11 protein-coding genes are annotated in these 25,289 nt (G+C 30.7%); 1 reads left to right on the plus strand and 10 read right to left on the minus strand.

Features of this window, described 5'->3' with window-relative positions:
* Nucleotides 1-420: 420 nt before the first annotated feature.
* The 5 genes from AW729_RS00390 to AW729_RS00405 form a co-directional block, all read right to left on the minus strand.
* Nucleotides 421-1,206, minus strand: a complete 786-nt coding sequence (locus AW729_RS00390; RefSeq protein WP_112123211.1) for a hypothetical protein — start codon at nucleotides 1,204-1,206, stop codon at nucleotides 421-423.
* On the minus strand, nucleotides 1,197-4,379 hold the full coding sequence (locus AW729_RS00395) for a chitobiase/beta-hexosaminidase C-terminal domain-containing protein (protein WP_162685686.1): 3,183 nt from the start codon (nucleotides 4,377-4,379) through the stop codon (nucleotides 1,197-1,199). The genes AW729_RS00390 and AW729_RS00395 overlap by 10 nt, the downstream gene beginning before the upstream one ends.
* A 436-nt stretch (nucleotides 4,380-4,815) precedes the next feature.
* The gene (locus AW729_RS00400) at nucleotides 4,816-5,868 is read right to left on the minus strand and encodes a site-specific integrase (protein ID WP_112123213.1); all 1,053 of its coding nucleotides are present in this window, start codon (nucleotides 5,866-5,868) and stop codon (nucleotides 4,816-4,818) included.
* 1,008 nt (nucleotides 5,869-6,876) lie between these two features.
* Nucleotides 6,877-7,011: a hypothetical protein gene (locus AW729_RS11580; RefSeq protein WP_257791393.1), complete on the minus strand. Its 135-nt coding sequence runs from the start codon at nucleotides 7,009-7,011 to the stop codon at nucleotides 6,877-6,879.
* A 187-nt stretch (nucleotides 7,012-7,198) separates the two neighbouring features.
* Nucleotides 7,199-8,110, minus strand: a complete 912-nt coding sequence (locus AW729_RS00405; RefSeq protein WP_112125202.1) for a TFIIB-type zinc ribbon-containing protein — start codon at nucleotides 8,108-8,110, stop codon at nucleotides 7,199-7,201.
* A 926-nt stretch (nucleotides 8,111-9,036) separates the two neighbouring features.
* Between AW729_RS00405 and glmS the strand changes: the two genes are divergently transcribed.
* Nucleotides 9,037-10,812 carry a glutamine--fructose-6-phosphate transaminase (isomerizing) gene (glmS, locus tag AW729_RS00410; protein WP_112123214.1) on the plus strand — a complete coding sequence of 592 codons (1,776 nt, stop codon included), beginning with the start codon at nucleotides 9,037-9,039 and terminating at the stop codon, nucleotides 10,810-10,812.
* Nucleotides 10,813-10,963: 151 nt separating this feature from the next.
* Here the strand turns inward: glmS and AW729_RS00415 are convergent, their stop codons facing one another.
* The 5 genes from AW729_RS00415 to AW729_RS00440 all read right to left on the minus strand — a co-directional run bounded on the left by AW729_RS00415 (nucleotide 10,964) and on the right by AW729_RS00440 (nucleotide 24,003).
* Nucleotides 10,964-11,293 (minus strand): hypothetical protein, encoded by a 330-nt coding sequence (locus AW729_RS00415; RefSeq protein ID WP_112123215.1) that lies wholly within the window; start codon nucleotides 11,291-11,293, stop codon nucleotides 10,964-10,966.
* 270 nt (nucleotides 11,294-11,563) lie between these two features.
* Nucleotides 11,564-12,160, minus strand: a complete 597-nt coding sequence (locus AW729_RS00425; RefSeq protein WP_112123217.1) for a hypothetical protein — start codon at nucleotides 12,158-12,160, stop codon at nucleotides 11,564-11,566.
* Nucleotides 12,160-14,397 (minus strand): chitobiase/beta-hexosaminidase C-terminal domain-containing protein, encoded by a 2,238-nt coding sequence (locus tag AW729_RS00430; protein ID WP_162685687.1) that lies wholly within the window; start codon nucleotides 14,395-14,397, stop codon nucleotides 12,160-12,162. The genes AW729_RS00425 and AW729_RS00430 overlap by 1 nt, the downstream gene beginning before the upstream one ends.
* Nucleotides 14,387-14,986, minus strand: coding sequence for a hypothetical protein (locus AW729_RS00435; RefSeq protein WP_112123219.1), 600 nt, complete (start codon nucleotides 14,984-14,986; stop codon nucleotides 14,387-14,389). Before AW729_RS00435 ends, AW729_RS00430 begins: the two co-directional genes overlap by 11 nt.
* Nucleotides 14,983-24,003 (minus strand): right-handed parallel beta-helix repeat-containing protein, encoded by a 9,021-nt coding sequence (locus tag AW729_RS00440; protein ID WP_112123220.1) that lies wholly within the window; start codon nucleotides 24,001-24,003, stop codon nucleotides 14,983-14,985. The genes AW729_RS00435 and AW729_RS00440 overlap by 4 nt, the downstream gene beginning before the upstream one ends.
* Between the last annotated feature and the right edge of the window lie 1,286 nt (nucleotides 24,004-25,289).

Below are 25,289 nucleotides of genomic sequence, written 5' to 3' on the forward strand. Positions count from 1 at the left end.
TGTAAAATTTATATCTTTTTATTTTATGTATTAATTTCAGGTAAATTTATCATAATTTGGTAAAATTATGGGATTATAATTGGTAAAATGTTGGGAATGAAATTGGTAAAATGTTGGGAATGAAATTGGTAAAATTATGGGATTATAATTGGTAAAATGTTGGCATTGGATTTGGTATACTGTTAATATTCATTTTTTTCTTCTTCGCTATACCTGACTATAACGAAGAAAAATATTATTATTATTTTTTGAATATATTAAAATCATAGATAAAAGAGGAATCGTTTACACATCCTATTAATATTTATCTGAATCACCTAAATTCCAATTAGTATCGTTAATTTATATAACTATTATTATGATGTTACAACGTTAGTAATCAGGTTAACTGTTAATCTAAGTATCATCAATAATTAATTTTTAAAATGTCAAGTGTCTAATTCCACTAGCCATTAAAAAAGCCATTGCAGATAATGTAAACATTACTAGTATGTATTGTATATAAATTTTCAAATCCATTTTTCTTTTATCTAATAAGTTAAGATTAAAATATTTGTCTATCTTATCAATAAAAATATGATAATTTAACCGGAATAGTATATAAATTAACAGTTTAACCGCATAGATATTATCTGTAGCAAAAACAGGCAGTAATATGAATGAAGATTCTATTAAAAATAACCTATTGAAGAAAATCATGTAAGTTATATAACTATGTTTATATGGATATTTGCTATTCATCAAATCAATGGTCTTATCAAACTTGTAACGTAGATAAATCATGATTGAATTATAAATCCATAATAATAATGTTGTAACAACAACCAAAAACATGACATTATTATGAAAAATAACAAGAACCGGCCATGTCAATAACAATAAATATAATGGAATCACGATTCCTTGTTCTATTAAACGACCTTTTTCATTTAATATTGTAATATTACCCATTTTATCCACATGATAAAAGCGGTTTAACATCTTAACCCCGTTGTTTTTTATAATTATCAATTTATTCTTTTTATCATTTTCAGATAAATTATTTGCACATTCCTTTAAATAATCTAAGGATACGATAAAATAACATTTATTATTTCTATTGAATATACTCAGTTTATAAATTTTATCATAAATCAAAACAGATAAGATAAAAATTATAATCAAATTCCCAAAAATTATAAAGCCATAGTTCAATTTTAATCCCATCCCATAAAGTCACTTACTTGTTCATAAATCGGCTTTTCAATCAATTTATCTCTAACATAGTTAATGCATTCTTCAGAAGCAATTTTCATACCCATTAAAAAATTATTTATCTCATAGGAAGTTTCAATTACCAATGAAGATGTAACGTACTCTTTTGTCATTAATTTAAATCCTTCTTCCATAGCTTTATAAGTTATTTTAGAAATGCCCATACCAATACCCAACATAGCTGTATCAATGCCTAAACCTATCCAATCACTTTCGTTAGCTAAACCAGAAAAAATACCATGAGAATCCACAATCAACAAATAACCACCCACTATAAGAGCACCTGCCACAAAAGCAGGAGCACATGATATCGTTATTACTCCTGTTGCGATTCCAACTCCAACTGTAATTACTACTGAACCTGCAAAAGATTCAACATCTGCCCATCCACTATCTGTTGTAAAACCAAAAAAAGAACATGCTTTATTGCTAGTATTCTCAAAACAATTTTCTTCAAAACATTCCATTGTTGATGATTTCTTAATATTTTTCAAATTTTCTGTTTCATTTTCCTCTATTAATGGTTCTGATATTGCCCCGTTATATTTAAATCCATTTAGAATTATTATACACTCTACGATTCCAGTATCATCATGTTTTAGTAAGTATATATCATGCATATTATTTGCATATATTTTTAGTGTGTCTGTCTGATTGTTAAATGTAGCTATTATTTTGGTGCTTTTATTTAAATCCATTATTATGGATTGTGCTGATTTACCTAGATTTTCTTTTATTAAATTTAATGATATTCTTGCTATTTCAGGTAATCTTGTCGTTGATTGTAAATTAAATAAATATTTATTTGTAGCATTTCCTGTCATTACAAGTCCCATTTTTAAATCATTATATTGTATGTAATTAACTCTGTCATAGTTTATTCCAACAATGATTAATGTTTCATCACTTCTAATGGCTGTTAGATTATATGCGTATGTCAGATAATTTGCATATTGATCAGCTTGCCATAATGTCATTACAGCCGTTAATATTGTTCTGTCTTGGGGATATGTTCTAATTAGATTACTTGGTATGTTTCCATATGTACGATATGTGCTTAGATAGGTTAATGTTTGGTTTGTGTATTCATTTGTTATTATATTATTAGTTAATAAGTATGTTTGTAAAACATCATAATCTCCACAGTTATATGTGAACTTTGATTTATATGTTATTGTTTCTTTTTTTGTGAATGTATTGGATAATGTTTTGAATATCGTGGTTATATTTTCGTTATTATTATTTTTCTTCTCCCAGTAAATATCAAATAGTCTTGTATAATTTGAATAAAGATATACCCGTTCAGTTTTTTCAAATAGAGCATTTGCTGTAAATATAGCATTAACTGTATTTATATCACCATACATTTTGTCTTGGAATATTATTTCTAAGTTATTGCCTTTATGTATCCAAACACCAGCCATATGGGGATTATAATTGCTTTCATAACTTATTTGATAATTGTTAAAATTTATGAAGATGTAATTATCCAATGCAATATCATCCATATAAATTGATTCGGAATTCCAATTTCTTATTAAAAAAATCCTATTATACTGACTGACTTTACTTAACTTAATTGTATAATTATAATTCATAATAGTTTTAGACCCATTTTCTGGATTGTACTCGATTGTCTTGGAGTATTTGTCATTATATTGTGTGTATATTTCTATTTTAGTATTGGTATCTGTTGTGTAGCTTCCGTAGTTGTTTAGTGTTTCTGTTGGTGCTTGTGTCTGGTTGTATTTTGTTATGTTGAATTTTCCCGGCTGATTGGATTGTATGATTATTTTCTGCTGTCCATTGCTCCAGATGTTACTAGCATTCATGATTGTGATTGATGGTCGCTCGTCCGGGTGCTGTACAGGTGTGAAATTGAATACTTTTGATTCGTAAAGCTGAATATCATCCTTTGTATAGTATTTTAGTCGCGTGTTTTTATTTAGATATATTTTATCATTGTTTTTAGCAGTTTTTACTGTAGTGCTATTTTTTGGATTTGTACCATCTGTTGTATAGTATACTGTGCAGTTTAGTTTGTTGGTACTGAATTGTATTCTTTGTTTGTTGTTTTCCAGTGTTGTCAGTGGTCTTATTGCTGTTATTGGTGGTGTAATTACTTTTTTTGGTTGGTATACTACTAAATCGGATGTGAATCCTTCATTATCCACTAATATTGCTCTTACCTGTGTTTTTATGGATATCATTACCTTGGTGTTGTTAGTCCATGTGTTACTGTTTGTATTTGGTATTGATCCGTTTCGTGTATAGTAGATTGTACCTGCCTTATTTATTTTTACCGTTATGTTCTGGTAGTTGTCACGTACATCAGTAATGTTTTTAATTGTAACCACAGGTTTAACCGCATTCATCCTATAACTATAGACGTTGCTGGTTATTGAGCCGTATACTGATATGAATCTAAGATTTGTATTGTTGTTTATTTCTATTGGTGCAGAATACTTGGTGCTGCTGGTTGTTGGCGTGCTGCCATCGGTTGTATAGTATATGCTGGTTGTAGGCAATGTGTATGAAATGTATACCTGTTGCTTTTTGTTAGCGATTGGTGTTTTATATACTATGTATGGTGTTGAACCTTCACTAAGCTTCATGGATAGCACTGCACCATATTCGCCGTTTGCTTTAACGGCAAAGTACTTTAAAGTCTTACTTGTATCATAAACAAATGCCTTTGTGTATTTTGTGCTACTAGTTGTTGGATTAGCACCATTTAAAGTATAATAAACAGTACAGTTGTTCACACCACTAAAAGTAGTATTATATGTGGTGGATGTGAGTTTGCTTAGCACTACCTTTACACTTAAAGCCGTGGTGGTGTTACTTACAATAGCCTGTGTATCTCCACTTCCTCTGTTATTAGGACAGTTACGTCTAGTGGAATCTGTGGATTTGTCATCTTCGACTAATTCCTCCTCATCATCATCAATAGTAGTATCGTTTAATTCTATAATTTCAGAATTTTCAAATCCATCCTCAAAATTATTATCGGGAATAACTTCCACATTATTAATATATTTATCCAGATTCTGTTTTATATTATTATCGTAATTTGCAATTGCAGTAGTGCTTATGTTATTATCATTTGATTGGCTGACATCCACTGCACATACTACACTAATACAAGAAAGAATAACAAATAAAAACAAGATTATTTTTTTGTAATTAATAAATATTAGCCTCCTATTTTTTTTCTTTTATCGATTAATAAATAGTTAATCAAGTTATTTTGCTGTTAATTACATAACTCAACTTAAAATTCGTTATATCAAAAATGATTAACAACATTAAACATTTTGTCTTAACTTATTAATAAAGATTACCTTTTTAATAAAAAATGACACTTTTAAAAAATTGTGGAGGAGGGGGTTTTTAGAGATATATAAGTATACTTAACTGCTAAAACAATTCCAAACATTACTGTGAGTATAATAAGGTAACGCCCATATAATCTTGTCACGATGAGTGGCGAATTAGGTATTATATAGGATCTTTTTACTTTCAAGACTATTTTTATATTATCATTATTTAAAATGTTCCCTACATCAATCCTTCAAGCTGTGCTATTTTCTTATTCTTATTGACAATTATCTCTTCCAGTTCCCTTATCTGCTGTTTCAACTGTTTAACTTCCTCAGAGTCTTCCTCGATTTTCAGATATTCTATCCCCTTCAAATACTGCGACTTTATGTTCTTGTTGGCGTAGGAGTACTTGCTTAAGACCGATTTTACCTTATGACCTAGGAGCCTGTCAATATCCTCATTGTGTACTCCTGCCAGGGTAAGCTGTGTTGCAAAGAACTTTCTAAGTCCGTGAGGGTGAAACTTGCGGTGGCTGTCTATTTTTCCAAAGCCCAATTTGTCATTGTAGTACCTGAATGCCTGATTAATTGCAGGTTTTGTCATGGTAAACAGCAATTCGTCATCACCAAGATCAGTTCTTGTACTTAGGTATCTTATGATTGCAGTTGTTGACTCGGGTGTGCAGCAGGTGTAGTAGAAGAAGTCTGTTTTTCTTCGATGTACCTTTATTGTCGGTATGATATCTGACTTGTTCCACAATTCATCTATTACTTCAGTTATGTCTTCACTTGATGTGTATTCGTCAAGTGAATTCTTGAATTCTCCCACACTAATGTTGGTTACCTCATTTATTGCACAGCCGCTTGTTGCCATGAATAGTATTATTGCCTTGAGTTGCTTGTTGTTAGTAGTGTTTAGTACCTGTCTTATCTCATTTTTATTGGGTAGTCTGTCGGGATCGTTTGATTCTCTGACAACGAGTTTTTCGATTGATCCAAGGTCTATTTTTCCGAGTTTGTATAATGCCTTTAAAAGATCTACCCTCTTGTTTATGGTTGAATTTGCCTTGTCTTCATCTATAAGGTAATCCTTGTAATCTTCTATCAAGTCTCTTATCTTATCAACATCCAATTCCAATGTGGAACAGAAACTTTTATCGAGAAATTTAACATAGCTGTTTACTGCTGTTACATATGTCCTGATGGTACTATCAGTTATTGTTTTTCCTTTTCGTCTTGCCTTTCTGTTTAGACTTTTTGTGATGTATTCATAGTCTTCATCATACTGCATCTTAAATACCTTCCCATATTTAATTTTTTGTTGAAAGTACTATATAATATTTTACTTACAAGTCTCTTAATAGACTCATAAGAAAGTCCTTTAAAAATATATGAAAAAAATGACCAAAAATTGGGGCAAAAATGAGGAATTTCGACACATTTCAATATCACGAAAATAGCATTTATAACACACCATATGTATATGTAGCAATAGTAAAAATGGTAAGTAGTAAATAATCATAACATCACCCCAACAAATTATTACATATCATGATGCGTCCTAAAAAATGCACAAAATTTTGTACGCATACAACCCATTACAAAAAATGAAAATGAAAATTTTTGATGAAAAAAATAAAAATGATTAAAATAGCATTTTTCATATAAGACATATAGATGAACCATACTCAAAATGATGAAGTAAGAAAAAAAAAACAAAATGAAGGACATGGGTAATAAAAACAACCAAAATATTATTAAAAAATTATCCTTCCAAGAATTGTTCAGCAAAAATAATTTTAACTAGTTAATTTATACTTGATATCATAATTATTAAAAATAGATTTTACTAATTAAATAATATTTAACCAGTTAATTACTGTTTATGAATTTTATTTTTAAAATTATACTTTACTAGTTAAATTATATTTTATTGATTATTTTTATTTTCAAAAAATTTGATTGTTAAATCATTACTAAATCAGCTAAAAATAAGGAATTAATTCCATAAAAATAACTAAAAATAAGGAATTAGTTCCATTAAAATAGCTAAAAATAAGGAATTAGTTCCATTAAAATAGCTAAAAATAAGGAATTAGTTCCATTAAAATAGCTAAAAATAAGGAATTAGTTCCATTAAAATAGCTAAAAATAAGGAATTAATTCCATAAAAATAGCTAAAAATAAGGAATTAGTTCCATAAAAATAGCTAAAAATACAGAACATATTCCAATATATTTTAGAACATTAATTATAAAAACTTTTTAGATTCTTCCATAAATCCCCCAGCACGTTTAATCTATAATTTAGCAATATTTTCTGTAATACCATCATATGCATCATAATCTGCATCTTCACGTATCGATTGAGCTTGTGAAAGATACTTTGCCATATTTCTATCAAATTCACGAGCAATTTCAACACAATCATTCATACTATCACCAAAGAGTATAGTTAATAAATCTTATTTATTAATGAATAATAAATATTTTTATCCTAAAATGAATATCTCAACCTCTACAGGTTGAGATGGAAAAAACTTCAGCAAAAAAATAGATTCACTTATCTAACACACTAAAAATTCTCAAAAAAAAATATTAAATTAGAATCTTACCAAAGATTTAATCCAATATCAAATGCTCAGTAATCTCATGAAACCTGTTACGTATCGTGACTTCTGTAACACCTGCTATATCCGCCACATCACACAGTGGTTTTCCTTCACCATGGAGTAAACCTGCAATATATAATGCAGCAGCAGCAACTCCCGTAGGACCATGTTTAATTGTTAGTCCATTTTGAATAGCTTCATTGATTATTTCAATAGCCGTGGATTGAACATTATCAGACAAGTTTAATTCACTTGAAAATCTTGGAACATAATCTATGGGACTTATTGAAGGTAGTATAATATGCAATTCTCTTGTCAGGAATCTGAATGTTCTACCCACTTCTTTCTTACTTACACGTGACACCTCCACTATCTCATCAAGTGTTCTCGGTTCTTGACATCGTCTGCAGGCTAGATAAAGGGATGCTGCAATTATTTCTTCAATACTTCTATCTCTGATAAGATTGTTTTCAACAGCATTTATATATATTGTGGATGCTGATTCACGAACTGATCTTGGAAGTCCAAGTCTTGATGAGTAAAGGCCTAATTCACTTAGTGCAAATGCCAGGCTTTCTGTATCACTATTTTTGCTTATTTTACGTTGCAATTTTCTTAACCTGTACCATTGTGCCCTGTTTCTTGAAGGCATATCCTCTCTATAGATATCCTTGTTAGATCCGTCCATCATTGTGGATAATCCGTTATCATTAATTGTGTCTGTTATTGGAGCATCATCGCTCGTACATTTGTCCCTTTGTTCATGGTCAAATGCTCCCCATTCATGACCATTATCATCTGAATTATAAGCCATTACAAAGCCACAAAATCCACAGACAATTTCTTTCAGTTTATGGTCAATGATTGGTTTAGTTGAACCACATTCAAGACAGGAAAGCTCATTTTTATTATTATTCTCCATAATATCACCATTTTCAATATGAATAGATTCTTTTTGATTTTTTTCATCTTTTTTTGGAGTTCTGGTAGCCTTTGGTTTAGTAGTTTTATTAGTTTTTGATTCGATGGTTTTAAGTTTATTTTTAGTTTTCACAGGTTTGGAAATTATTTCCTTAGTAACCGTAGGATTTCTTTTTCTTTACCTGCTTAAACGTTTTTTCCTTTTTAGATTTTTTACCATAATTTTTTCTCCGATTTTTATTTTTGGATGAATATTAATCCAATTAATCTAAAAAAGAAGATTATTCTAACATGACCTGATCTTCTATATTACATATTATACTTAAATAAGTAGATATATGTTATAAATTAAAATCTTTAATACGTGAGATAATATCCAAAATTTTAGATTGTCATTTCACATATAATATTATCAATGCTGTAAGTTAAGATTTTACATGAAAATTTTTGTTTTCCTTTGGGTAGAATTTTTTTTAACCTTGTATTAGAAGGAGGGTTTGTTGTTGAATTGAACTTTATTCTCTTCGATTTTGTTTTTCGTTTATATGTTCTGGGTTCTGAATCGTATTGGGTTCTTATACAGTCATCCATAATATTTATAATAATTTGTTGATTTTCGATGGATTTAATATAATTAATCGGATTAATCAAATAATCATTTTATCAGATGTTTAGACAAAAATAAAACAATCCCCTTTTTTTATCCGGTTACTCTTTTGGTCATTTGCAGAACTAGACATCTCAATCAATAATATATATCTGATTATATTTTTTATTTTTAACAATTACAGTTTAAGTTGTCACTTAAGGTGTTTAAAGTTTTTATTTTAAAGGTTATATTAAATATGTAGTGAATAATAATATTATAAGTAAATTTTCAATAAGAGATAATTAAAATAAAAGAATTAATAGGAAGGTAAAAAAAATATGTGTGGAATAGTAGGATGTATGCTTAAGGATAACCGAAAAGCAGCTCCAGTATTATTGGACTGTGCAGAAAAGCTTGAATATCGTGGTTATGATTCAGTAGGTCTGGCAACATACGATGAAAAGATACATGTAAAAAAGGATGAAGGATATATAGAAAGCGTTGATGAAGCACTGGACTTGGCAGATATGCCAGGTAATTATGGAATAGCACACGTAAGATGGGCATCTGTCGGAAAACCGTCTAAACGCAATTCACATCCACATCTTGATGAAGAAGAAACTGTAGCGGTTGTACACAATGGAACCATTTCAAACTATACGATACTGAAGAATAAACTTATAGGCGAAGGTCATAAGTTCATATCACAAACCGATACGGAAGTAATCTCACATTTAATGGAAAAATTTATGGACGAAGGATTGAACTTGGAACATGCACTGCGTAAAACTATAGAATTATTGGATGGAAGCTATGCTGTTGTTGCAATAAGTAGTAGAGAACCTAACAAAATAGTGGCAACCCGAAAAGATTCGCCTCTTGTACTTGGAGAAAAAAATGAATCATACTATCTTGCCTCTGACATACCGGCCATGATAAAATATACCAATGACATAATAGAATTAAATAAGGGAGAAATTGTCGTAATTACAAATGAAAAAATGGAGATTCACGATGAAAATGATAATATCATAGAAAGAAAACCAGTAACAATAGACTGGACTCCTGAAATGGTGGAAAAAAATGACTATGAACATTACATGCTAAAAGAGATATATGATCAGCCAGAAGCTGTTAGAAGAACCCTATCCCAGAAGGATAAAATAAGAAAAATCCTGGAGGATATAGGTGATATTGAAAAGATATGCATTGTTGCATGTGGAACCAGTTATCATGCGGCTTTAAGTGGAAAGTATATCATCGAATCTGAAGCACGAATTCCTACAAATGTAGTATTGGCATCAGAATTTTCTCATTCATTGAATATAATGGATGAAAAAACATTACTAATTGGAATGTCACAGTCAGGTGAAACCGCCGATACTATTAAAGCTTTGAATTCAGTCGAAGGTCCGATAAAAATGGCAATAGTAAATGTTGAAATATCCGAGATGACAAAAATAGTGGATTACACCATACTTACAAAAGCAGGACCGGAATTATCGGTTGCAGCCACAAAAACTTACACTGCACAGGTAACGGTAATGTATATGATTGCAGCAATACTGGGAGATAATGAAGAATTATTGAATAAATTAAATAAAGTACCTGAGTATATAGATGATATTCTTGAAAACCGTAAAACGATAAAATCCATGGCAAAGACATACTTATATGCCAATGAATTATTCTATATAGGAAAAGGATTTTCATATCCGACGGCACTGGAAGCCGCTCTTAAGATGAAGGAGATATCATATATACATGCAGAAGCATACGCTTCCGGTGAACTGAAGCATGGGCCGTTGGCATTAATAGACAACAACATGCCGGTAATAACAATAATACCTCCTGGCAAGGATCATAATCTGACATTAAATAGTCTGGAAGAGGTAAAAGCACGCAACTCCAGAATAGTAACAGTTTGCTCCGAAGATGATGACCTTGTACAGGATAAATCAGAGGAGTGTATCCTGATTAATCCATATGTTGATGAGATTCTTGCACCGCTAGTCTATATTGTAGCATTGCAACTGCTTGCATACTACATTACCATAGAAAAAAAGCACAACCCCGACAGACCAAGAAATCTTGCAAAAACACTGACTGTATGAATTTAGAGCTGTATTATAATTCAATACCCCTCTCCACCCAATAAAACTTTTTAACAAAAAAATTAAAAAGGAATTCTTCCATCCTCTTATTTTATATCAAAAAGAACATGGTTTTTTTCAAGATTTTAATTTTATAAATCATCCAATGTGATTATCCATCTATTTTTAAACCCATAAACTTTGGATACGGTTCATTGTACTCTTTTGCCAAAGCACATTGATAAGTATCATAAACTACATAGCTCATGTAAATCAACAGGATTAAACTTACCGACCATAATCGTGTATTGAAATACAAGTCCATACTTAAGTTCCACCTGCCAATAACCAGATAAAAGTGCATTATATCCAAAATTAAACCCATGATAAACTGGATTAACGCTCTTTTATAGAGTTTATTAATTACATTTCCAACTCCGACAACAAAAAATATTGAAGCGAATATTGATATTATGGGTGGAATCAATGCATGATAGTTCAAATGAACACTTTCCCTGTTTTTGATATAATACGGAGAATTAAAAACCATATTATTGCTAATGTAGCATAAAAACAATAGTTATTAAAGAAAATTCCCCATACTTTTATAAAACTCAAAGGCATGAAAGAGATATAACCATATTCACTATAGCAATAAGTTTTTAAATCTGCAATGGCAAAAAATGAACAAGTTGTTATACCCATTAAAATCAACCAAGAATCTTTTTGTTTTATATCTAAACCACCTCCCCCCAATTTTACAACATATACATTAATTATCAATGTTAAGGCCTGAAAACTTTGGATAATGTTCATCATAATATTTACATAAAGTACAAATACCCGTATCATAAGTTACATATACTGAATATGAAACCAGTAAAATACCAGAATAAACAATAGCAGTATTACCTATAAACTGATTGAACGGTAAAGCCCAATAGGAATAACTCCAATAAAAGTACATAACATCAAATACCACTCCCAGAAGTAATTGAACAATACCCCTTTTATATAATCCATTAAAAATATTTCCCAAACCATAAATAAAGAAAAAAGATGAACAAAATGAAATAATAGTAGGCAGATATTTATAATACAAAGAAAAATTCACCATTTTAATATTATTACTTTTGAAAAAGTTATACCCAATAAGAAATAACGCCAATAGAACAACATAACTATTTGTCCAATAAACAATTGTGATTCCAAATATTTTTAAGAAATAAACTGGAAGAAATGGTAAATAATATTTAAATAAGCCATCAACGAACAATGGATTTCCTATTTGATTTATCATATAAAATGAATGAACCAACATAACTATTAGGAAAAGATCTGCATATGACTTATAACCTTTGAAATCCATTATAAAATTCCCCCTAAATAATAATCATATATCGAGTCATATCTTCCATTATAATAAGTATATTCGTCTTCTGTTAAATTTCTCTTACCATTATTATCATAAACAACCATATCAGAATAATCCAAACTTCCACAACGCCCAATTGCAATTCTAATTACCTTATTGTTATCTTCCAGTTCCTGTGGAGTATTATATGTTATATTATTATACGCATCATAATCATGCATACTGAAAGATAAATAGCCATCAGTAATTGCATAATTTTCCATGTTATATGAATTCACATATTCATCTTTGTACAGTTCTTGTTCATCAATTCTATCCCAGTGATGTGCTACAGCCATTGGAATAGCTATAACTATTGCTGCAGGAATAAAATTTTCAAAAGTAATAGAACTTAATATTTCAAGTGAAAATGGATTAAGATAACCAAAATAGGACAATAAACCACTTGTTTGCGTTACTACCCTTACTATGTCCCCATATTCTTCTTTTAAACAAGAATATAATCTATGAGTGTAACCTGGTTGATATATCTCTTTGAGTACTAATTGAGATGCTCCGGGGATATAATTTACAAATCCAACTTCATTATCAATTTCATTTAGGAATTCAAATGATGGGCATTCTCTTTGGCTGGAGTGTAGTACTGTGTCATCTATTTTGCTGTTGTCTGTTAGTTGTCCTGTGTTTAGATTAAGATATATTGAGATATTTTTGATTGGATCAATTATGAAGTAATATTCATTTATTCTTCCAGTTAATACTTGGTTGTTGTTTATGCTTTCTGTTATTTCTTCTAGTGTTGATTTGGTTTTGTCGGGTCCGGTTTTGTTTCTTAGTATATTTATTACATCTGCTTCTATAACATTTAGCATTGATGTTGTTGAAAAACGATATAACCCTTTGTTTATTGTTTCTCCTTGAATTTGTATTCCCATATCTGGGTTGAATGAGTGGATAATTATTTTGGATGCATTCACATAGCAAGTTGTGGTAATTGTGCTTGTACGGTTATATGTGACATTGTAGTAGTCTTGGTATTCATTTGCTATTGAATCGAAGAAATATGCGACAAATAATGATGCTAAGTATGTGTTTTGAATCGGTATTGAGTAATTCGTGTTCAGTGCTTCTTCAATGTCACTTGTTGTGGTGACTTTATTGGTTATGGTGTATGTTTCTATTGCTCCTGTGTATTTGTAGGTTATGTTTTGTAGTTGTTCTAGTGTTTGGTTGTGTGTTTGTTGTATGCTTAGTATGTCTTCGTAGTCTTTGTGTGAGAGTGCAAATGATCGGTTGGTGTTTTTGTCGTTGATTGTGACGCTTGTCTTTATTATGTTGGGATTGTATATGAAGTTATCGAATACCGGTTCACTGTCAACTGTAAATATATCTTTGTTGTTTCGGGTATATTTGATTGTTGGTATATTGTTATTGGTTATTTGATTGTAGGTACTTGTTGTTATGTCTCCTGTGTACTGGTATTGTCTTGCCAGCTGATATCTTACTGCCAGGTCACTAAAGGTATCGGTTATGCTTTCTAATGGCAGTGTGTTAGTCTCTATCATTGCAGTGTAGTTGTTGTTTTTGTTGAAGTCTATGCAGTCGACCAGTAATATCTGATTGTTGTTGTGGTTGTATCTTGTCGTGTATTCTACCGTGAATTGGTTGATGTTTTCTCGTGTTTTGTCATGGTATTCTATGATTGTTGTCTGGTTTTCTGTGTAGATGAGTATTCCATCTTTTTTCTGTGGATTTGTGTGGTTTGTTGTCTGTAATTGTCCATCAAATGATATGAGGTAGTCATTTAGTTGCATGTTGTATTTATCATTTGTTACTCCGTTTATGAAGTTGTATGTCTGATTTGCTAGGACAATATTTACTATACGTATAAACGGTAGCATTACTGTTCCGTTAACTCCTTCTTCTATTATGTATTCGTCCAGTGTGTTGTTGTATCGTGTTACCTGTGGTAGTGTTATGTTGTGGTAGTTTGCCAGTTCTATTGTGTAGTTTATTGGAGCATACTCTGTCAGTTCATTGTCTGTTGTGTAGTTGTAGTAGTGTTTGTAGTTGTTCTGGTCTACCAGGAGTATGTTGAGTACTGTTTTGTTGTGTAGTATTATTTTAGTATGATTGTACTTGGGGCTGTTGGTGGTTGCTATCGTACCGTCTAGGGTATAGTAGATTGTGTGATTGTTGTTTTCTTTTATAAATAATGTATTAATTATCAATTTTAACACCTAAGAATTTAGGGTATGGTTCATTATAACATTTATATAAACTACAAAGATATGTATCATATATAACATATACTGAATATGTTGTCATGAGAATAGTATAAATATGTATGTTTGTACTTCCAATAAATTCTTCAAAAGGTAAATTCCAATTAATATGCACAAAGTAAAAATTTATTACTGTCAATATTAAACCAATAAAAAACTGAAATAAGAATCTTTTTTGTAATTTATTAAAATAATTACCAAGACCATTAATAAAAAAAAATGAAGAAAATAATGAAATAAATATCATAGTAAATTCTTTTTTAAATGGAAACTTTGCCATATATGTTGATTCGTTTTTAATACGATGACAGATATCTTTAATTAACATAATTCCAAAAATTATTAAAAAATAACCCCAATAACATAATATAATTCCAAAACACTTGATAAAAATTATTGGATATATTTTTGGATAACTATTTAATAAAATATTATTAAAAAATGGAAATAACATAGTTAAAAAATAAAATGAATATCCTATTATTATAATCAAATATTTATTTAACTTTTGTTTATAAAAATCAATAGTTATCATAAAATCCCACCTAAATAATAATCATATATTGAATCATATCTTCCATTGTAATAAGTATATTCGTCTTCTGTTAAATTTCTTTTACCATTAGTATCATAGACAACCATATCTGAATAATCTAAATTTCCCCAACGACTTATTTTTATTCTAATAACCTTATTGTTATCTTCCAATTCCTTAGGATTGTTATATGTTATATTATTATATGCATCATACTCATGCATGCTGAAAGATAAATAACCATCAGTAATAGAATAATAATTCATATTATTACTTGTTACAAATTCATCTTTCTTCTGTTCCTGTGCAGAAATATTCTCCCAGTGATAAAATGTATAAATAGGCACAGCCAAAAATACTGTAACTGGTATATGCTCAATAATTATGGAAGAAAGTGCTTGTAGAGATATTGGATTATTAATACCAAAATATTCCAGTACAGGTGGAACAGTTGTGAACAAATATATTTCAAAAATATACTTTTCTTTTATAGAATTATATAAATTAGAAGTGTACCCTGGTTGATATATTTCTTTGAGTACTAATTGAGCAGCTCCTGGAATATAATTTACGAATCCAACTTCATTATCAATTTCGTTTACGAATTCGCATGATGGGCATTCTCTTTGGCTGGAGTGTAGTATTGAGTCATCTATTTTGCTGTTGTCTGTCAGTTGTCCTGTGTTTAGGTTAAGGTATATTGAGATGTTTTTTGCGGGATCAATTATGTAGTAATATTCATTTATTCTTCCGGTTAGTACTTGGTTGTTGTTTATGCTTTCTGTTATTTCTTCTAGTGTTGATTTGGTTTTGTCGGGTCCGGTTTTGTTTCTTAGTATATTTATTACATCTGCTTCTATAACATTTAGCATTGACGTTGTTGAAAAACGATATAACCATTTGTTTATTGTTTCTCCTTGAATCTGCATTCCCATGTCAGGGTTGAATGAGTGGATAATTATTTTGGATGTATTTACATAGCAAGTTGTGGTAATTGTGCTTGTACGGTTATATGTGACATTGTAGTAGTCTTGGTATTCATTTGCTATTGAATCAAAGAAATATGCGACGAATAATGATGCAAGATATGTGTTTTGTATCCGTGTTGAGTAATTCGTGTTTAGTGCTTCTTCAATGTCACCTGTTGTGGTGACTTTATTGGTTATGGTGTATGTTTCTATTGCACCGGTATACTGATATGTCATGTTTTGTAGTTGTTCTAGTGTTTGGTTGTGTGTTTGTTGTATGCTTAGTATGTCTTCGTAGTCTTTGTGTGAGAGTGCAAATGATCGGTTGGTGTTTTTGTCGTTGATTGTGACGCTTGTCTTTATTATGTTGGGATTGTATATGAAGTTATCGAATACCGGTTCACTGTCAACTGTAAATATATCTTTGTTGTTTCGGGTATATTTGATTGTTGGTATATTGTTAGTGGTTATTTGATTGTAGGTACTTGTTGTTATGTCTCCTGTGTACTGGTATTGTCTTGCCAGCTGATATCTTACTGCCAGGTCACTAAAGGTATCGGTTATGCTTTCTAATGGCAGTGTGTTAGTCTCTATCATTGCAGTGTAGTTGTTGTTTTTGTTGAAGTCTATGCAGTCGACCAGTAATATCTGATTGTTGTTGTGGTTGTATCTTGTCGTGTATTCTACCGTGAATTGGTTGATGTTTTCTCGTGTTTTGTCATGGTATTCTATGATTGTTGTCTGGTTTTCTGTGTAGATGAGTATTCCATCTTTTTTCTGTGGATTTGCGTGGTTTGTTGTCTGCAATTGTCCATCAAATGATATGAGGTAGTCATTTAGTTGCATATTGCATGTCTCTTCTATTTCTCCGTTTACGAAGTTGTACGTCTGATTTGCTAGGACAATATTTACTATACGTATAAACGGTAGCATTACTGTTCCGTTAACTCCTTCTTCTATTATGTATTCGTCCAGTGTGTTGTTGTATCGTGTTACCTGTGGTAGTGTTATGTTGTGGTAGTTTGCCAGTTCTATTGTGTAGTTTATTGGAGCATACTCTGTCAGTTCATTGTCTGTTGTGTAGTTGTAGTAGTGTTTGTGGTTGTTCTGGTCTACCAGGAGTATGTTGAGTACTGTTTTGTTGTGTAGTATTATTTTAGTATGATTGTATTTGTGGCTGTTGGTGGTTGCTATCGTACCGTCTATTGTATAGTAGATTGTGTGATTGTTGTTTCTTTGAAGCATTATTTTATACGTGTTATAGTTGTTGTTTTCTTTCTGTATTGTAATATTTACCGGGCTAACCTCATTTCGTGGTGTTCTATAAGTATAAACTGGTGATGATTGATTGTATTGGTTTATCACATAGTATTTTAGTTGTGTTAGGTTATTTAATGTCAGTATGCTAGTGCTATTGGCTTGTCTTAGATTTGTCGTATTCAATGGATCTGATCCATCCCTTGTATAATATATCACAGCATCTTCATCATCACAAACAAATGACACATTCTGATAGCCATCTGTATAAGTAGTTATTGGCTTTACAATAATCAATGGTTTGTTGATGTCAACTATCCTTATACTTTTGGATACTGTTTCTCCACTTGTTGTTGTTAATGTTATATGTACTGTACTGTTTTCGTTTAGTGTTAGTATTGTTTTTGGCATGTATGTTTGTGGTGTGTTGTTGTCTACTTGGTATTGTATTGTTCCTGTCTTGTTGGCCATTATTAACAAATTATATGTGGAATCAAAGTTTTTGTTTAGTGTTGTGTATATTTCTGGGGTTCTGTTATCTGTATCATGACCCATACAAAAGAAATAATCGTGAGATGAAATATAATCCGTAATGATTATAATTCCATTTGCTTGATAGTAATATGTATCACTTACTATATTGTTGTGTATGTAAAAATACTTTAGAATGTATGATTTTAGGTATATTGTTGTTGTATAACTATTATTTTGAGTAATATTTGTTGGATGTAATCTTAAAGTTACAACAGAGCTATTTGTGAAACTACCGTTTGCCGTTGTTGGTGGTTGTCCATTAGTTGAGTAATATACAGTATAGTCCTCCGGTGCTGATAAATTAAGTTCAATCGTTTTAATATTGCCCATAAGATTACTATTAATGACATTAATGTTCACAACATTATCATCTGTATATTCATATTCACCATATAAAGGATAATAATAGTCATAAGTCAAATTACTATAATAATCCATAGAATCATTATATATTGTGAATACTGTTTTATATCGTATGCTATTATACCAGCTTGTTTGCCCTATCACTAATTCCAGGTTATATTCTCCAGGACTCCAAGTATATGGAATACTTTGATTTAGAATAACAGTACCATTTGTTACTGTATGTGTTGCTGTGGTTATTCCATTAATCTTAATTGCTACTTGTTCTCCATCAACATTGATATCATCAATGGATTTGACACTGGCATTAAGGTATAAACTTTTATTATAAAAAGCATATACTTCACATATGTCTATTTTCATGTCTTTCCTGATAAAGGAGATATTATAGTCCTCTTCTACTCTTGCCATACTGGAAGTATAGACAACCTGTAGGGGATGCTCGCCGAGAGTATATGAGGAATTAAATGTATAATTTACTATTACTTCACCGTGAACTACACTGGCATAGATAACATGACCATTATCGTCTTTCAATGTTTTACCATTAACCTTTATAACAACTTTACCCATATTAACCCCAATTCCATCATCATGATACACAAGCACATGAATTTTATTGTTCATGCCACGAACAAATGTATCATTAAGCAAGTGTACAATAATAGTATCATTAATCTCTGAAAGATTATCATCAATTACTGTTATAGGGGTAGTGTAATTTATCTCCAAATCATTGTTTATTATCTCAAGATTGTGCTGTCCTACTTCCAACACACCCGCATTAACTAGCATTAATCCACTGTTATCAGTACTCACGGTGTATTGTGTGTTGTCCAGTGTCATGTTAAACTGTGTTTGCATTACCGGGTTACCGGTATTGTCTGTTATTATTATATTATATGTGTCTGTTTTATTGTAGACATGTGTGGTTGGTGTTATGTTAATCTGGTAGTTGCCGTGTATTGTGTTGTTGGTGTATAGTTTTAGTGATGCAAGGTGGATGTGGTTATCTGTAAATTGCGGATAATCATGGAGGTTTATCCAGTTTATTCCATCACTGCTTACAAGTGAAGCATTCCTGCTTGTATTGTACGTTTTATAGGCTTTTTCTATCATGTAACCAGTCACATTCTCCTCAAGAGATGTGACCTTAACTACCACATTCAAGGTATCATTCTTTTCTAGCATTATGCATTTATTCAACGCTATGGTAATATAACCAATTGAATTAATTGTATTGTTTTGTGTGTATTCGAGGTGATTGTTACGGTAGATGTTTATGGTGTAATTGGATTTGTTGAGGTTGTATATTCCCACGGCGGTTAAATATCCCTCTCCGGTCATATTGTAAGTGTTGTTTATCCATAAGTCCTGTGAATCCAGTGTTGCGTATCCGTCATATGGGAGTATTCCATTTTGAATAACATTATCATAACATTTAGCTGTATTTATTGGAAATGCTATGTTGTTAATAAATAAACCATCCATTGTGTTGTTGTTTGTGGTGTATAGTCCTGCAAAGTTGTAATCATAATATGAAACGTGATACGTATCATTAAATATGCTGTCTGTTACAATGAATGCTCCATCACCCACGGGAATGTTTTCAAAGTTATACCTGCTGTAATTGTCATCCCATCCGATTACTGCGACTGCATGATTCGGAAGATGGAACTCATCATCATGGATGTCACTAATCTCAGTTGTTTCTTCATTTATGTGAAGGGTGGATACTACAGCACCATATTGATATATGGCTTTTTTAAGTTCCATGTTGTCACTTGTGTTTTGTCTGTTGGAAATAAATAGCACATCATTTACATTATAATCACTGTTTTGATTTACGGATAATTGACTGTACATCCAGTAATGATCATTGTATTCATATACCGGGCCAAGTCTGCTTACAAGATATCCCACACTGCTGACTATATCACATCCCGTGTTAGGTGTCCTGTCGGATTTGAAGATAGCATTTGTTGAAAGGAGGTTTTTCATGTTATTTTCTGAAAAATCACATGTAATGTTACTTTGTTTATTGAGTGAATATTCAAGGCAGTCAAGTACGGAAAACGCCCAACAGTTGCCACTGTCTCCCTGATTTTCAAAATCAACCATCACACCATCATCTCTTATATCATAACTAGTGGGTAGTGTAATATTCTCCAAGTTATAATCTATGTTCAAGTCATCCACATCAACTACATGGGTAGTGTTGGATTCAACAAAGAATGTGATGTTTTTACTGGTTAATTCCTTAAGATTTGTATCCCTGCAACTTAATTTAATATTGTATAATCCATGATAACTGGATGGAACATTATAATTTAACAGGTATTTTTCATTACTTACTTTAAAAGTACCAATATATGTATTGTTGATATATGCACGTACTTTACGGTTACTTATGAATGTATTGTCCTCTTTCAGTATTTTCACGACAAACTGTATCTTTTCGTTAGGTATGGCTCTTTGAGGTATAGAAACAATGTAAATCTCCTCTGGTGATATGATCTTAACAGTTTTAAATATATTCAAATCTGTTTCAACATCATTACTGTCAATATAAGTGGCTTTAATTACTATTGAACCAACACTACCTTCAGTTATTGTAAGATTATATGCAAAAAATCCATCAGTACAGGCAATAACACTTTCCAATGTGTCGTTTATTTCTAATCTAACAGAACCTTCAGTTACATTTTCATTATACTGATTTTGAATACTTATATTAACAGCTATCGTTCGGTTATTTTTAACAGTACCCGGTACTGTCAGATAAATATTATACTCATCTGTAGAATTAACCGTTGTTATACTGTTAGGTATATTATTACCTGTTCTGGTGTTGAAATCCGGCTGATTACTGCCCCAGTAATTGGATTCAATAGAATACAAGCCCATATCATTCAAATCAATGTTATCACCGATGAAAGTATTGGATTCTACCAACAAATTACTTTCAAATAGGTAAACAGATGAAGTGTCACATTGGCTGTTATCAAAGAGGTTGTCTTTTATACTGCCAATTGGACTTGACAAAACACATAGCGAGGAAGCGTTATCTGCCGTATTGCCTGTTATGGTATTGTTCACAAGTACGACGGGTGAATTAATCACATATACAGCTCCTCCACATTTGTCGGCACTATTATCGGTTAATATTGTGTTTCTAATTGTCAAATCATTAGAGCCTGCCTGTGTGATAGCACCACCTACTAATGCACTATTATTACTTAACTGTGAATTATATATAAAGAGTGTACTCTCATCAGAGTATACTGCACCTCCTACTCCAGTATTTGCATTATTATCCTCAAATACTGTATTGTTGATTAGTATTAATGAATCTTTGGAGTAGATACAGGATGCATGAACAGATGCCGTGTTATTGGTGTAAGTATCATTGTTTATTTCCACTACACTGCCGTTTATATAAATACAAGCACCCAGTTGAGTCATATTACTGGTTGTGTAGTTACCGGTTAATGTCTGTATTAAACGAACGGGATTATTCAATCCATTACCTGTAAATGTATTGTTTTCCAATATGGTTCGTGAATTATTAATATAAACTGCTCCACCAACCTCAGCATTATTGCAAGTAAAAACATTACCTGTAAGGGTAACATTATCTGTACCGGTTACTTGTATTGCAGAGCCACTTACAGGAGAATAACTGTTATTAAAGGTATTGTTTGTTATATTTGAACTTCCATCCGTTGCATATATACCTGCTGCCTGCCCGGCTAGATTTTCATAAATAGTATTGCCCGTTAAAGTCATCTCTGCATCATTATAGATAAATCCGCCCAAATCATTTGCAGTATTGTTTCTTATATAATTATTAGTAAATATGGTTTTATTCACATTCATTATGACACCTGCCTGAAGGCTAGCAGAATTATCTTCAAAAGAATTATTTGTAGCATTGAATAGTCCACTGTTATATACTACTGCTGCCATTAACTGTGCATAATTGGAACTGTAAGTACTGTTAAGGGTATTTGTTATTCCTTCATTGTAGATTACTCCACCAATTCCGGTTAATTTAATATTTTCATCTGATACTGTCTGATTGACCACGGTAATCTTAGCCTGGTTATCCGTGAAATTGGAATTTGAAATTATTGTTGAATCAGTATTGTATAGTACTCCACCATAACCACCATAAATAATATGATTGATGATATTTGTCTGTGAATCAATAATAAAATCAACATTATTGCCCGTGAATGTGGAATAGTCTATTGTCAGTGTTTTATCGTTATATAATACCCCGGCAAGAATACTACCACTATTATTTTCAAAGACACTGCCATTGATATATGTGATGTTGTTGTTGAATAAAACTCCGGCATTATCGGCGAAGTTATCCATATAAATATCATCAGTTATGTTTAATAATCCATAATTAACATGTATTCCTGCACCAATAGCGGTATTGTTATAATATGAATTGTTATAGGAGGTTATTGTACCGTAATTGTTAATCACAGATGCAATATTTGTGGCGGTATTATTATAGATTGTATTATTGTTTAAGGTAATGTTTCCTTCATTATTATAAATTACAGACCCGTTGGCTGCACTGTTATATTTAATGGAATTGTCGGTTAAATTACTAAAGCAATTAGAGTATACAACACCACCAAAGTTGTTGGCTTGATTATTTTTGATTGAGTTCTTGATTAAAGATAAGTTTCCTTTATTATACACTGCACCACCATTATTGGCTGTATTGTTATGTAAATTGGTGTTTTTAATGGTTAGAGTGGCATCTTCATAATTGTAAACAGTACCACCGTTTATTCTGGCAATATTATCATAGATACTAGCATTAATAGTGGATACTGTTGCATTATTAAATATAACTCCACCATTATCAGCAATATTATTGTAAATGGTGTCATTGACAATAGTTAAGTTGTACTTTTGATTGTATGCAAATGCACCATTGCTACTGGCACTATTATAACGAATAGAATTATTATACGACTCTAGAATACCCTTAGAATGAATCACTCCACCATTACCTGTGAGTGCTTCATTATGATGAAAAGAACTTTTAAACAAAATAGCCCTACCACTATTTCTAATAGCACCACCAAAATCAGCATAATTATACATTACCTGAGAATTTTTAATATATAAATAACCCTCATTAAAAATAGCACCACCAGCATATGCAGTATTATTGACGATTACAGAATCATAAATATTTAAAGTTCCATTATTGTCAATAGCTCCACCATTGGATGCACTGTTCATATTCTGTATGGTGATGTTATTCAAAGTCAAGGTATATCCATATTTTATTGTTAAAAAATGTTCGGTATCTTCGCCGGTTATTGCATGACCCATAGCATTGATTGTCACATTAGTAATACTTTGATCTGTGCCAAACACAATAGGCTGTGTGACAGTGTATATACTAGATCCGCTAAGTGTTATGACAGCACTATCATGATTAGTATCCAAATCATCAAAAGCATCAAGCAATTGTTCATAATTTAAAACAGTCACATATTTAATGTTATCAGATGAATCGGGATTGCTTTGAATGCCTGCATCAATTCCTCCATTGAGATTAACTGGATTGATGTTGATACTTGACTCTTCCAAGTCATCATCTTGAACGGTATCCAAGTTAAATGAATCATTGAATACTGCATCGGAATCGGGAACATCATCAATAAAATCATCCACAAAATCATCATCCTGACTAAATGAGTAAAAATCAAACTCATCATGCAAAGAATTAGAGTTAATAGCAGACACGTCAACATCTGTATAACTAATTGAATCGTTTCCCATAAAACAATCGTTTGCAGAAACAACAGATAATGATAATAACACAAATAATATCATTACCATTATTACTTTTCGCATAAAAACATATTCCTCCTTGATAATTTATAATTTTATTTTTAGTCATTAGTTAAGTAATTCTAAAATCGAGTATCCTATTTCAAATAGTTTGAATATTTAAAATAAAGTGTTACATTATTATTTGCTTACATATAATATTGAACGTATTGTTTAAACATCAACATATATCAACAAAAAAAAACAAAAAATTATCAATACAATATTGAAAAATATAAACAAATAATCCTTCAACAACAATTCGAACTCAAATACAAATATCACTTAACAAATAAACATATATTCATCATTATATATAAAGATTACATTATTTAAACAAACAATAACTAAAAACAACAAATATTAAAAAGCATATAACTATTTGATTGGATTTAAATATTAAAACTATTATTATAAAACCATATCCAAATAATAATTTGTCTACTAAAAAATAATCATCATAATCAAAGTATTAAAAAAAATATGCTAAAGTAAAAACAATGACCATTTAATAAATATAAACAATTAAGAGCTATTGAAATGAATATTCTAAAAAACAGATAAAAAAATGTAATGGGAAACCCATTAACACGAATAAGATAATCTAATGAGAAGAAAAAAAGGACAATATGTAAATTGAATTAAAAAAAAGGGATTAGCAACGAAAAAATAGTAAAAACAGTTTATATCATTGTTTGAATCAATAAATGATTGCATTGCTTTGTTATATCAAATACTGTGTTTTTTTAATAATCTGCTGTTCTTTCTTACATTTATTATTTGAAATGATTTTCATCGTTATTAACTCATATATTATTTCAAAAAACATTAGGAAACATAAAAAAAGACAGAGTCCTGGTTCTAGATTAGATAATATTTAACAGACAGTTAATCTAAAACAGTTTACATCAGATATCAATATTATCCTACTCTTCCTGCATAAATGACTATAGAAACCATGAAAATATAGGGGATTACTCAAAGAGAACCTCCCATGAAAGCATATGACAGTTCATTTTACATCTTTCATGATTAAACGTTTTTGTTGATTTAAAGACCATAAACATCCTAAAAATTTATAAAATCAGTGAATTTAAGGAAATAAAAAGATATACTACCCATTGATGATTTGTTGAATGAAAAAAGTCTTTTAAAACATCTTTTGCTATTAAAGAATTTTATTTCATAGCTTTATAACACATTTAATACTTAATTATAATAAGGAAGTAAAAAAATACTATAAAAAATTACTTCCTGAAGAGCAGTAAATTTAAATCTGTTTTAGATAAAAAAATAGTGTATTGGGTGCT

The sequence above is a fragment of the Methanosphaera sp. BMS genome, from assembly GCF_003268005.1.
Taxonomy (GTDB): domain Archaea; phylum Methanobacteriota; class Methanobacteria; order Methanobacteriales; family Methanobacteriaceae; genus Methanosphaera.